12 protein-coding genes are annotated in these 12,919 nt (G+C 56.2%); 1 reads left to right on the top strand and 11 read right to left on the bottom strand.

Annotation, left to right across the window (positions count from 1 at the left end):
- Positions 1 to 13: 13 nt before the first annotated feature.
- The 6 genes from ugpB to livK form a co-directional block, all read right to left on the bottom strand.
- Complete coding sequence (gene ugpB / locus L3068_RS01270; RefSeq protein WP_023331791.1) at positions 14 to 1,330, bottom strand: sn-glycerol-3-phosphate ABC transporter substrate-binding protein UgpB; 1,317 nt, start codon at positions 1,328 to 1,330, stop codon at positions 14 to 16.
- A gap of 246 nt (positions 1,331 to 1,576) precedes the next feature.
- The gene (livF, locus tag L3068_RS01265; protein ID WP_006812273.1) at positions 1,577 to 2,290 is read right to left on the bottom strand and encodes a high-affinity branched-chain amino acid ABC transporter ATP-binding protein LivF; all 714 of its coding nucleotides are present in this window, start codon (positions 2,288 to 2,290) and stop codon (positions 1,577 to 1,579) included.
- 1 nt (position 2,291) lies between these two features.
- Complete coding sequence (livG, locus tag L3068_RS01260) at positions 2,292 to 3,059, bottom strand: high-affinity branched-chain amino acid ABC transporter ATP-binding protein LivG (protein ID WP_014882123.1); 768 nt, start codon at positions 3,057 to 3,059, stop codon at positions 2,292 to 2,294.
- Positions 3,056 to 4,333 (bottom strand): branched chain amino acid ABC transporter permease LivM, encoded by a 1,278-nt coding sequence (gene livM / locus L3068_RS01255; RefSeq protein WP_014882122.1) that lies wholly within the window; start codon positions 4,331 to 4,333, stop codon positions 3,056 to 3,058. The genes livG and livM overlap by 4 nt, the downstream gene beginning before the upstream one ends.
- Complete coding sequence (livH, locus tag L3068_RS01250) at positions 4,330 to 5,256, bottom strand: high-affinity branched-chain amino acid ABC transporter permease LivH (RefSeq protein WP_014882121.1); 927 nt, start codon at positions 5,254 to 5,256, stop codon at positions 4,330 to 4,332. The genes livM and livH overlap by 4 nt, the downstream gene beginning before the upstream one ends.
- Before the next feature lie 46 nt (positions 5,257 to 5,302).
- Positions 5,303 to 6,412, bottom strand: a complete 1,110-nt coding sequence (gene livK / locus L3068_RS01245) for a high-affinity branched-chain amino acid ABC transporter substrate-binding protein LivK (protein WP_014882120.1) — start codon at positions 6,410 to 6,412, stop codon at positions 5,303 to 5,305.
- A gap of 424 nt (positions 6,413 to 6,836) precedes the next feature.
- On the opposite strand from livK, the gene panM reads away from it, so the two are divergent.
- Positions 6,837 to 7,220, top strand: coding sequence for an aspartate 1-decarboxylase autocleavage activator PanM (gene panM, locus L3068_RS01240; RefSeq protein WP_117581829.1), 384 nt, complete (start codon positions 6,837 to 6,839; stop codon positions 7,218 to 7,220).
- Between the two features lie 177 nt (positions 7,221 to 7,397).
- On the opposite strand, the gene livJ is transcribed toward panM, so the two are convergent.
- The 5 genes from livJ to ftsE form a co-directional block, all read right to left on the bottom strand.
- Positions 7,398 to 8,498, bottom strand: coding sequence for a branched chain amino acid ABC transporter substrate-binding protein LivJ (livJ, locus tag L3068_RS01235; RefSeq protein WP_014882117.1), 1,101 nt, complete (start codon positions 8,496 to 8,498; stop codon positions 7,398 to 7,400).
- 196 nt (positions 8,499 to 8,694) lie between these two features.
- A complete protein-coding gene (locus L3068_RS01230) occupies positions 8,695 to 9,960 on the bottom strand; it encodes a 4-aminobutyrate--2-oxoglutarate transaminase (RefSeq protein ID WP_117581831.1) in 1,266 nt (421 codons plus the stop codon).
- 136 nt (positions 9,961 to 10,096) lie between these two features.
- On the bottom strand, positions 10,097 to 10,954 hold the full coding sequence (rpoH, locus tag L3068_RS01225; protein WP_014882115.1) for an RNA polymerase sigma factor RpoH: 858 nt from the start codon (positions 10,952 to 10,954) through the stop codon (positions 10,097 to 10,099).
- Positions 10,955 to 11,205: 251 nt separating this feature from the next.
- A complete protein-coding gene (gene ftsX / locus L3068_RS01220; RefSeq protein ID WP_117581837.1) occupies positions 11,206 to 12,261 on the bottom strand; it encodes a permease-like cell division protein FtsX in 1,056 nt (351 codons plus the stop codon).
- Positions 12,248 to 12,919, bottom strand: a complete 672-nt coding sequence (gene ftsE / locus L3068_RS01215; RefSeq protein ID WP_014882113.1) for a cell division ATP-binding protein FtsE — start codon at positions 12,917 to 12,919, stop codon at positions 12,248 to 12,250. Before ftsE ends, ftsX begins: the two co-directional genes overlap by 14 nt.

Below are 12,919 nucleotides of genomic sequence, written 5' to 3'. Positions count from 1 at the left end.
GGGCAGGTTTTAATTACGATTTGGTCGACTGCTCAAAACGGCGCAGCAGCTGATTCCCGCGTTCTACCGCTGAATCCAGCGCCTGTTGAGGCGTTTTCTTCCCGGTCCACACGCTTTCCAGTTCTTCATCCACGATGGTGCGGATCTGCGGCATGTTGCCCAGACGCAGACCTTTGGTGAACGGCAACGGCGGCTTGTTCAGCATCTGTCGCGTCGCGATATCCGCGCCCGGGTTTTTGCTGTAGAAGCCCTGCTCGCGGGTCAGGTCATAGGCGGCTTTGGTGATCGGCAGGTAGCCGGTTTTCTGGTGCCACTCAGCGGCAATCTCTGGCTTCGCCAGGAAGTCGAGGAACTCGGCCACGCCTTTGTAGGTGCCCTTGTCTTTGCCCTGCATCACCCACAGGCTGGCCCCGCCGATGATGGCGTTCTGCGGCGCGCCCTTCACGTCAGCGTCGTACGGCATCATGCCCACGCCGTAGTTGAATTTGGCGTAGTGACGGATATCTGCCAGCGAACCGGAAGACGCGGTGGTAATGGCGCAGTCACCGTTGTAGAACTTCTCAGTGGATTCGTCTTTACGGCCGAAGTAGCTGAAATCGCCCTTTTTGTTGAGCGCTTCCAGCAGCGCAATGTGCTTCACCTGCTCCGGCTTGTTGAACTCCAGTACCGCGTCGGTGCCGTCGAAGCCGTTGTTTTTGGTGGCAACCGGCAGGCCGTGCCAGGCGCTGAAGTTTTCAATCTGGATCCAGCCCTGCCAGCCGCTGGCGTAGCCGCACTTCATGCCCGCCGCTTTCAGCTTAGCGGTGTATTCCGCCAGGTCTTGCCAGGTTTTTGGCGGCTGCTCCGGATCTAAACCGGCTTTTCTGAAGGCATCTTTGTTGTAGTACAGGACCGGCGTGGAGCTGTTAAACGGCTGAGACAGCAGGTGACCGGTTTTGGAATCGGTGTAGTAGCCCGCCACGGTTGGCACGAACTGCGACTCGTCGAAGTTGATGCCCGCCTCTTTGAAGACTTCATAGACCGGCTTAATGGCTTTGGAGGCCATCATGGTCGCGGTACCCACTTCATAAACCTGTAACAGTGCAGGGGCGTTACCGGTACGGAAGGCGGCGATGCCCGCGCTCAGGCTCTGCTCGTAGTTGCCTTTGTACACCGGCACAATTTTGTAATCCGGGTGGGTGTCGTTGAAACGCTGCGCCAGGGAGTCAACTTCTTTACCCAACTCCCCTTCCATGGAATGCCAGAATGGAATGGTGGTGACAGCCATTGCGTTCGTCGCAAAAGCCAGACCCAGTGCCAGACCCAAAGCTGTGTGTCGTAACGATGTCATTGTCATCTCTCTTATTGTGCCGGATGCGCGATATCACGCGTTTTATGCTCGCGAGGTAACATGACATGCTCGAATGACAGAAAAATAACTGTTTGTTTACAGATAAGTGACAGCAAAGCGTCAGGGGGATGATGGTTGTGTGAAGGGTGTTGGGTTAAAAAAAGCCGGGTGGCGGCTTCGCCTTACCCGGCCTGGTCGATCCCGTAGGCCCGGTAAGCGTAAGCGCCACCGGGCAACACAGACGGCTTAGCCTCCGAGGTACGCGCTCCGTACCGCTTCGTTCGCCAGCAGCGCATCGCCGGTATCTTCAAGCACCACGCGGCCGTTTTCCAGCACGTAGCCACGGTCGGCGAGCTTCAGCGCCTGGTTGGCGTTCTGCTCGACGAGGAAGATGGTCATCCCCTCTTTACGCAACTGCTCGATGGTGTCGAAGATCTGCTGGATAATGATCGGCGCCAGACCGAGCGACGGTTCGTCCAGCAGCAGCAGGCGTGGCTGGCTCATCAGCGCGCGGCCAATCGCCAGCATCTGCTGCTCACCGCCGGACATGGTGCCCGCACGCTGAATACGGCGCTCCCACAGGCGCGGGAAGAGTTCGTATACCCACTTGATGCGGGTCTGGTATTCATCGCGGTGAGCGAAGAAGCCGCCCATCGCCAGGTTCTCTTCCACCGTCATGCGCGAGAAGACGCGACGCCCTTCCGGAACAATCGCCACCGCTTCACGCATGATTTTTGCAGTCTGCCAGTCGGTAATGTCTTTGCCATCAAACACAATCCGCCCGCTGGTAGCCCGCGGGTCGCCGCACAGGGTACCGAGCAGCGTGGTTTTGCCCGCGCCGTTGGCGCCAATCAGGGTGACGATTTCACCCTGATTGATGTGCAGGCTGACGTCGTGCAGCGCCTGGATCTTGCCGTAGTGCGCATTGACCTTGTCGAACGTTAACATCGCTTTTTCCATCTTATGCCTCACCAAGGTACGCGCGGATCACGTCCGGATTGTTGCGGATCTCTTCCGGCGTGCCGTTTGCCAGCGGCGTGCCCTGGTTGACCACGTAAATACGGTCCGAAATACCCATCACCAGCTTCATGTCGTGCTCAATCAGCAGGATGGTGGTGTCGTGGTGATCGCGTAGCTCGGCAATCAGCTCGTCCAGCTCTTTGGTTTCTTTCGGGTTGAGGCCCGCCGCCGGTTCGTCGAGCATCAGGATCTCCGGCTGCGTCACCATGCAGCGCACAATCTCCAGACGACGCTGATCGCCGTAGGCCAGGTTGCTCGCCTGACGGTTGGCGTGCTGCAGCAAGCCGATGCGGTCGAGCCAGGTGGCGGCGCGGTCGAGGGCCTCCTCCTGGGCTCGGCGGAAGGCCGGAGTCTTCAGCAGACCGGAGAACAGCCCGGTTTTGAGCTGCTGATGCTGTGCCACCAGCAGGTTCTCAATCACCGTCATCTCGCGGAACAGGCGCACGTGCTGGAAGGTACGCACCACGCCCATGCGGGCAATTTGCTGGCCCGGCAGCCCTTCCAGGTGCTTATCGCGCAGCATGATGGTGCCGCCCGTCGGCTTGTAGAAACCGGTCAGACAGTTAAACACCGTGGTTTTTCCCGCGCCGTTGGGGCCAATCAGGGAGACGATCTCTTTCTTATGCAGATCCAGATTCACGTTGTTGACCGCCAGCAGGCCGCCAAAACGCATCATCAGACCGTTAACGGATAATAATGGCTGACTCATGCCTGCTCTCCTTTCGCTTTCCCGTTCTTCAGCTTCAGCTGTGGACGGGTCATCGGCAGCAGGCCCTGCGGACGCCAGATCATCATCAGCACCATCAAACCACCCAGCATCAGCATGCTGTATTCGTTAAAGTCACGCATCAGCTCGCGCGAGACCACCAGCAGGATGGCCGCGAGAATGACGGCAAACTGCGAGCCCATCCCGCCGAGCACCACAATCGCCAGCACAAAGGCCGATTCGGCAAACGTGAACGATTCCGGGCTGACGAAACCCTGACGCGCGGCAAACAGCGTCCCGGCGAAACCGGCAAACGCGGCGCTGATGGTAAACGCGGTCAGCTTGATGCGGGTCGGGTTCAGGCCCAGGGAGCGGCAGGCGATCTCATCTTCACGCAGCGCTTCCCACGCGCGGCCCAGCGGCATGCGCAGCAGACGGTTAATCACGAAAAGGGTCACCACCACCAGCAGCAGCGCAACCAGGTAGAGCCAAATCACGCGGTCGGACGGGTCATACTTCACGCCAAAGAAGTTGCTGAAGGTATCCCAGCCGCCTTCGCGGGCGGTACGGCTGAACTCCAGCCCGAAGAAGGTCGGTTTCGGGATCTGGCTGATGCCGTTCGGACCACCGGTGATTTCGGTGTTATTCAGCAGCAGGATACGGACGATTTCGCCGAAGCCTAAGGTCACAATCGCCAGGTAGTCACCGCGCAGGCGCAGCACCGGGAAGCCCAGCAGGAAGCCCGCAGCGGCAGAAACCAGGCCCGCCAGCGGCAGACAGGTCCAGAAGCCGAGGCCGTAATAATGGTTCAGCAGCGCGAAGGTGTAGGCACCGATGGCGTAAAAACCACCGTAGCCCAGCACCAGCAGGCCAGAGAGCCCCACCACCACGTTCAGACCGAGACCCAAAATCACGTAAATCATGGTCAGGGTGGCGATATCCACCGTGCCGCGCGAGACCACGAATGGCCACGCCACGGCCGCCACCAGCAGCGCCACGAGGAACAGCTTTTGCTTCACGGTGGAACCGTCGATAGCCGGAAGAACAAATTTCGGCCCGGAGACACCTTTCAGCGTTTTCTGGAACAGCGGACGCAGCAGCTGGAACAGGAACACCACCGCCGTGCCAATAAACACCCACTGCCAGCGGATGTCAGGTGCGGTATCCACCACCAGTTTGGTGCCGCTCAGCTCCAGCTGGACGCCCATAAAGACGCCCGCCAGCACGAAGAACATGGCGGCAGAGAGCAGCGCCATTGCAAAATGCATCGGTTTCATACTTTCTCTACCTCCGGACGGCCCAGAATACCGGTAGGCATGACCAGCAGAACCAGAATCAGCAGGGCAAACGACACCACGTCTTTATATTCGGTGCTCAGGTACGCCGAGGAGAGCGCTTCCGCCACGCCCAGGATCAGGCCGCCGATCATCGCGCCAGGAATACTGCCGATACCGCCAAGTACTGCCGCGGTGAAGGCTTTCATTCCGGCCATAAATCCGATGTACGGGTTGATCACGCCGTAGAACTGGCCGAGCAGCACGCCCGCCACTGCCGCCATCGCGGCACCGATCACGAAGGTCAGGGCAATCACGCGGTCAGTATTGATGCCAAGCAGGCTCGCCATCTTCAGGTCTTCCGCGCAGGCACGGCAGGCGCGCCCCATGCGGGAATAACGGATGAACAGCGTCAGGGCGAGCATCGCAATAAAGGTCACGACCCAGATGACGAGCTGCATGGTGGTGATAGAGGCAGAGAAGTTTTCGCTGGCCCCCACGATCCACTGGCCGTTAAACAGGCTTGGCAGCGCCACGTCGCGCGACCCTTCGGTCAGGCTGACGTAGTTTTGCAGGAAGATCGACATACCGATGGCGGAGATGAGCGCAATCAGACGCTTGGAGCTGCGCACCGGCCGATAGGCCACGCGCTCGATGCTCCAGCCATAGGCGCTGGCGATCACAATGGCGCCGACAAACCCGGCGGCAACCAGCAGCCAGCTGCTGTCGATGCCCATCATCATCAGGGCGGCGATGATCATAAAGGAGATGTAGCTACCGATCATGTACACCTCGCCGTGGGCGAAGTTGATCATGCCGATAATGCCGTAAACCATCGTATAGCCGATGGCAATCAGCGCGTAGGTGCTTCCCAGCGTGACGCCGTTAAACATCTGCTGCAGGAAATAGAGAAACTGCTCGGACATATGCAAACCTTTTTATTCCCGCCCGGCGGTCCGGGCGGCGGGATAATTATTTGGCGGCCGAGGAAGACCCGTCGGCGTGCCACTTAAAGACACCAAACTCAAATCCCTTCAGATCGCCTTTCTCATCCCAGTTCAGCGGCCCAATCACGGTGTTCGCCCCGTGTGCTTTTAAATCTTTCACCAGATCCAACGGCTCTTTGCTGCCGGTACGCTCCAGAGCCGTCGCCAGAGACTGTACGGCCGCGTAGGTGATCCAGACATACGGACCACTCGGGTCCTTTTTCTGCGCCTTAAGCGCATCAACGATAGCCTTGTTCGCAGGATCCTGGTCATAGCGTTTTGGCATCGTAACCAGCATGCCTTCGGCAGAATCGCCCGCGATGTTCGACAGGGAGGCATTACCCACGCCCTCTGGTCCCATAAACTGGGTTTTCAGACCGGTGGCGCGTGCCTGACGCAGCATCTGCCCCATTTCAGGGTAGTAGCCGCCGTAGTAAACGAAGTCGATGTTCTCTTTTTGCAGACGAGCAATCAGCGCGGAGAAGTCTTTCTCACCGGCAGTGATGCCGTCAAAGAAGACGATGTTCGCGCCACCTTTTTTCAGGCCGTCCTGAACGGAACGCGCCAGGCCTTCGCCGTACTGCTGCTTGTCATGAATGATGGCAATGCGCTTTGGCTTTACGGTTTCGAGGATAAATTTGGCGGCGGTGGGTCCCTGGGAAGAATCGAGACCGGCGGTACGCATAATGTGCTGATAGCCGCGCTGGGTCAGTTCTGGGTTAGTGGCGCCGGGGGTGATCATCAGAATACCTTCGTCTTCGTAGATATCAGACGCAGGCTGGGTGGACGATGAGCACAGGTGGCCAATCACATACTGGATGCCATCGTTGACGATTTTGTTGGCGACCGCGACGGCCTGTTTCGGATCGCAGGCGTCGTCATATTCCACGCCCACCAGCTTGTCGCCTTTGATGCCGCCTTTGGCGTTGATGTCTTTGATGGCCTGGCGCGCGCCGTTGAACTCCATATCACCCCACTGGGCAACAGGGCCGGACATTGCGCCCACGACCGCAACTTTGATCTCTTCCGCCATGGCTGCATGCGAGATCGCCAGTGCAACCATTCCCGCGATAAATGTTTTCGCGTTCCTTTTCATCTCAGAATCCCCATTCGTGATGTCGTGTTTATATTTTGTTTTATTATGGTTAAAAAGCATTCTGTACTTTTAATGCACAACGCTATTTTTACCAGTGCCTTTAATGGTTTAGCGCAGTTTTTTGCCAAAAACCAGACTAAAATCTCTATTTTTCAGGCGATTAAGCAAAGATAATATTCTGAAATCATGCAGAGATAAACAAATAAAAGTGCAGTTTGCAGCATAAAATAACGGTACAAAGCGCCGAATAAATCACTACCATTCAGGTTAAAATTCTGCTTATTTTTCGATCCATGTGTTTTCAAACTGCCCAGCACGTTACCAAAAAACTAATCACCTAGTTAATGAGAATAAAAAGAGGAAGCCGCTGAGTGAATAAATTGAGTACACTGCCCCTACTCAATTTGATTTGGACATGTAGCTAATGAAACTGACTATCGTGCGTCTGGTGACCTTTAGCGACCAGGATCATATCGACCTGGGCAAGATCTGGCCGGAATATTCCCCTTCGTCGCTACGCGTCGACGAGACTCACCGCATTTATGCCGCGCGTTTCAACGAACGCCTGCTGGCTGCGGTTCGCGTGACCCTAAGCGGTACAGAAGGGGCGCTGGACTCACTGCGTGTACGTGACGTCACCCGGCGTCGCGGCGTGGGGCAGTATTTAATTGAAGAAGTGATCCGCGAAAACCCGAACGTGACCTCATGGTGGATGGCTGACGTAGGCGTAGAAGACCGCGGCGTGATGGCGGCGTTTATGCAGGCGTTAGGGTTTACGGCGCAGGATAGTGGGTGGGAGAAGCGCTAAAAGAAAGCCGGGTGGCGGCTGCGCCTTACCCGGCCTACATTCTCCACCGTATTTTCCCAAGCATTTCGTGTTGCAGGAAGGCGGCAAGTAATGAAATCCCCGGAAGCTTACATAAGTAAGTGACCGGGGTTGAATAACGCAGCCAACGCACCTGCGGCGCGAAAGGCGACGGGAAAATTATTTGGCGTCGGTCGCCGTGCCGTTGGCATGCCAGTCAAACACGCCGAACTCAAAGCCTTTCAGGTCACCCTTCTCATCCCAGGACAGCGGTCCCATCACGGTTTCGACGGTGTTCGCTTTCAGCCAGGTCGCAATCTCAGCCGGATCGGCTGACTGGTTCAGACCCGCCTGCAGAGACTGAAGCGCCGCGTAGGTGGTCCAGACGAACGCGCCGCTTGGATCCTGTTTCTTCGCCTTGATGGCATCTACGATAGGTTTGTTCGCAGGGACCTGGTCGTAGTTCTTCGGCTTGGTCACCAGCAGACCTTCAGCGGATTCACCTGCGATGTTAGACAGGGAAACGTTCGCTACGCCTTCAGGTCCCATAAACTGGGTTTTCAGACCGGCTGCACGCGCCTGGCGCAGGATCTGGCCCATCTCCGGGTGGTAACCGCCGTAGTAAACGAAATCGATATTCTCTTTTTTCAGGCGCGCCACCAGCGTGGAGAAGTCTTTCTCACCGGCAGTGATCCCATCGAAGAAGACCACATTGGCGTTGCCTTTCTTCAGACCATCCTGCACCGCACGCGCCAGACCTTCACCGTACTGCTGTTTGTCATGAACAATCGCGATACGCTTCGGCTTCACTTTATCCAGAATGTATTTCGCCGCCGTTGGACCCTGGTCAGAGTCCAGGCCCGTGGTGCGCAGGGTCAGTTTGTAGCCGCGCGCGGTCAGCTCCGGTGCGGTCGCCGCCGGGGTGATCATCAGAATCCCTTCGTCTTCGTAGATGTCAGACGCAGGCTGAGTTGAGGAAGAGCACAGGTGACCGATAACGTATTTGATCCCGTCGTTCACCACTTTGTTCGCAACCGCTACCGCTTGTTTCGGGTCACAGGCATCATCATATTTTACGATCTGCAGTTTTTCGCCTTTAATACCGCCCTTAGCATTAATGTCTGCAACCGCCTGTTCAGCGCCCGTAAATTCCTGGTCGCCGTACTGTGCTACCGGACCGGACATTGCGCCAACCACAGCCACCTTAATGTCTGCCTGTGCCATGGTGCTGAATGCCAACGCAATACATCCTGCCAGTAACGCTTTACCCTTCATGTTCATCCTGAGATTCCCCATTATTATGGTTATTACGATTGTTGTGATGTTGTTGTGCAGCGCTTTATTTCAGTTATTGGTGTGCTGTTCGCGCTTTTTCAGCATACTCTGCTAAAACATACCCCATTTTTATGATTTTGGAATAGCTAATTTGAAATGAATATATGATAAGCCCGGCAAAGATTTCACCGGGCGCGCGGCTTTAACGTGTCAGCGAGGCGGAGATAATGTCCAGCGCTTGACGGAACTGCACTTCGGGGATTGTCAGCGGATAAAGGAAACGAATAACGTTGCCGTAAACGCCGCAGCTCAGCAGAAGCAGACCGTCCTGCAGCGCGCGTTCCTGTACCTGGCGGGTGAATTCCGGCGAAGGCTGGCCCGTTTGCGGGTCATTAAACTCTACCGCCACCATCGATCCTTGCGCGCGAATGTCGGCGATATACGGACAGTGTTCCTTCGCTTTGTTCAGCACCTCTACCAGATGATGACCAAGATGCGCAGAACGTGTACAGAGATCCTCTTCATCAATCACGTCCAGCACCGCATGCGCAGCGGCAATCGCCAGCGGGTTCCCCGCGTAAGTACCGCCCAGCCCGCCCGGCGCAGGTGCGTCCATCACGTCGGCACGGCCCGATACCGCAGAGAGCGGCATCCCACCCGCGAGGCTTTTCGCCATGGTGATCAAATCGGGCTTCACGCAGTGGTGTTCCATCGAGAACAGTTTGCCTGTACGGGCGAAACCACTTTGTACCTCGTCGGCAATCAGCAAAATACCGTGGGTATCACAGAGGGCACGCAGCGCCTGCATAAAATCGGCAGGCGCGATATTGAAACCGCCCTCCCCCTGAACCGGTTCGAGAATAATGGCCGCGACCTGATCCGGTGCGATATCCGCTTTAAAGATGCGTTCCAGGCTTTTTAACGCCTCCGCCGTGCTGACGCCGTGCAGATCGTTCGGATACTGCGCGTGATACACCGAGCCAGGGAACGGACCAAAGCCCAGTTTGTACGGCGCAACTTTGCCAGTCAGCGCCATGGTCATAAAAGTACGGCCGTGGAACGCGCCGCCGAAAGTGATGAGGCCAGGACGTCGGGTATAGGCGCGGGCTATTTTAACCGCGTTTTCAACCGCTTCTGCGCCCGTCGAGAAAAAGGCCGTTTTGGCCGGGCCATCAATGGGCACGCGCTGGTTGATACGCTCGGCCAGCGCCACATAGCCTTCATATGGCACAATCTGGTACGCCGTATGGGTAAAGGCGTGGAGTTGTTTTTCAATAGCGGAAATGACTTTGGGATGGCGATGGCCGGTATTCAGCACCGCAATGCCGGCGGCGAAGTCGATATACTCGTTGCCTTCTACGTCCCACACCGTGGCGTTTTCGGCTTTATCGGCATAGAAATTACACATGACGCCGATACCGCGCGGCGTCGCCTGCAAACGCCGGTCGTTCAGTTCGTTATTTTTCACCCTGTCCCCCTGAGAAAATCGCCTGCTTAGCGCATCAGTAAGTGTTTGCCAGGGGGGAGGAATTCGCCAGAGCGGGCGCTAAAAAAACAAAACCCCCGGACTCTCATCCAGGGGTTCTCAGTGTACTTCGCAGAAATTACGCTTCGATAGCGGCGCGAAGTTTTTTCATGGCATTCTTTTCAAGCTGACGCACACGTTCAGCGGAGACGCCGTAGCGGTCGGCCAGTTCCTGCAGCGTGGACTTGTTGTCTTCGTCCAGCCAGCGGGCACGGATAATATCCTGACTACGTTCGTCGAGGCCTTCCATCGCATGGGTGAGCTTATTCGCGGCCTGATCTTCCCAGTTATCCTCTTCAATGCCGTCAGCAAAGTTGGAAGTTTTATCCTGCAGATACAGAACCGGGGCCATTGGCTGGCTGTCAGAGCCGTCGTCATCGGAGGACATATCAAACGTCATGTCCTGCGCGGCCATACGGGATTCCATCTCACGCACATCTTTGCTGGATACACCCAGCTCGCGCGCCACCATTTCCACTTCATCCTGATTGAACCAGCCCAGACGCTGCTTGGTTTTACGCAGGTTGAAGAACAGTTTACGTTGCGCTTTTGTCGTGGCGACTTTCACGATACGCCAGTTGCGCAGCACGTATTCATGAATTTCTGCTTTGATCCAGTGTACGGCGAAGGAGACCAGTCGCACACCCACTTCCGGGTTAAAGCGACGTACAGCCTTCATCAGACCGATGTTACCTTCCTGAATCAAGTCCGCCTGCGGCAGGCCATAGCCCGCGTAATTACGAGCAATGTGAACAACAAAGCGCAGGTGAGACAGGATCAGCTTTTTCGCTGCTTCCAGATCGCCCTGGTAATGCAGCTTTTCAGCAAGCTCCTTTTCTTCCTCGGCCGTTAACATCGGCCAGGTGTTCGCAGCCCGGATGTAAGATTCCAGGTTACCAACAGGGGCTAAAGCTAAAGTTTGCATTTCTTTGGTCATTCATTCCTCTCAATGTTTCTTCTGGTCCAGGTTGTCCCCGTCAGGCAACAACCATGCCAAAGCGTTTGAGCAACGAGATTAGCATTCACTCTTTTATCAGACAGTGATTTTATCCACAAGTTCCAGGTGCAACAGTGAATAAATTACGCACAAAATGTGACATGGAGATGATAACAGGGGAAGAGACAACAGGGACGCTTTCCCTGCAGAGCGAACATCTCGGTGCAGGGAAAGATTATATCACGCTTTTATTAGTCGGGAGTAAAGTGGCGTAAATGTTGAACGGTCGCCAGCCAGGCTGCCACCCAACCAATCATCGAGCAAACCAGCAGTAATAACAGGCACTCGTCAAAGCCTAAGCCACTGATATCAAACTTAGTTCCGAAAACCTGCGCCACTTCCGTCACGGCCGATGACAAACGCATCACCAAAATTTCTGACAAAATCAGTGAAAGAAATGCCCCAGAAAAACCGAGCAATGCGCCGCCATAGAGGAACGGACGAAGGATGAAGCCATCCGTCGCGCCAATCAGTTTCTGCACGTTAATGGTATCGCGGCGAGCAAAAATGCTCAGGCGCACGCTGTTACCAATGACGAGGAACACCGCGGCCACCATCAGTACGCCGATCATCGCCGACACACGTCCCACCAGCCCGGTCAGCGCGGCAAGACGGGCAAACCAGCTGTCGTCCATGCGCACTTCATCAATTCCGTTAATCCGGGTGATGCGATCGCGTAACGTATTTAGCGAATCGGTCCCCTGGAAATCGAGCTTCGGGATCACCACCGCCACCGCAGGTAACGGGTTCTCTTCGAGCATATCCAGCGCGCCGCCAAAACCGGACCAGTTGCGAAACTCGCCCAGCGCTTCTTCACGGGAAAGATAGTTGACCTTCTCCACGCCCTGCTCGGCCTGGATTTGCCCAACCACCTGCGCCGCCGCGTTATCGTCGAGCGCTTTATCCAGATAAACGGTGATCTGCGGCGACGGATAATACTGGGACGCCGCCTGGTTCACGTTCTTATAAACCATGTAGCAGACGCTTGGCAGCGTCAGGGAGATGGCGATGACCATTACCGTCAGGAACGTTGCCAGCGGTTTGCTTTTCAGATCCTGCAACGCGCCGTGGAAAGCGTAGCGCACCTGCTCGTTAAACACGTTGTTTTTGCGCGAAGCCGGCTTTGGCGCCGCTTTCTGGCGCTTGGGTGCGTTACGATTGCCATCACCGCCACCCTGCGGCTTACGGAAACGGTCAAACCGGTTCCCGAACTGCCGAATCTGGTTCATTGCATCACGCTTGTTCACCATGGCCTCCGTGCAAATGTCCATCGCTCAGAGTCAGCATGCGGTACGAACGACGGGAAATCAGCCCGATATCGTGCGTCGCCATCAATACTGTGACCCCAACGCGGTTGAATTCCTCAAACAGACGCAAAATCCCTTCGGAGAGCGCATCGTCCAGGTTACCTGTGGGTTCATCCGCCAGCAGTACGGCCGGCTTGTTCACCACCGCACGGGCGATGCCCACACGCTGCTGTTCACCGCCGGAGAGCTGGATCGGGAAGTTCTTCGCTTTGTCCAGCAGCCCAACCTTATCCAGCGCCGCAGAGACGCGACGACGGATATCATCATAGCTGGCACCGGCAATAATCAGCGGGATAGCGACGTTATCGAAAACGGTGCGATCCATCAGCAGATGGTGATCCTGGAAAATCATGCCGATCTGACGACGCAGGAACGGCACTTCACGGTTCTTAAGACGGCTAATATCATGGCCGCTGAACCAGATTTTCCCGGCGCTTGGCCGTTCGATCCCACAGATAAGCTTGAGCAGAGTACTTTTCCCCGCGCCGGAATGGCCGGTCAGGAATGCCATCTCGCCTGGCTGCAGGTGGAATGTGACTCCCTGCAGCGCTTGTCTCCCACCGAGATAGGCCTTGCTGACGTGTTCAAAGCGAATCAT

The sequence above is a fragment of the Enterobacter cloacae complex sp. ECL414 genome (assembly GCF_021869685.1).
GTDB classification, from domain to species: Bacteria; Pseudomonadota; Gammaproteobacteria; order Enterobacterales; family Enterobacteriaceae; genus Enterobacter; species Enterobacter kobei.
The sequence above is the reverse complement of the archived record's forward strand: the minus strand, read 5'-3'. Positions and strand labels throughout refer to the sequence as shown.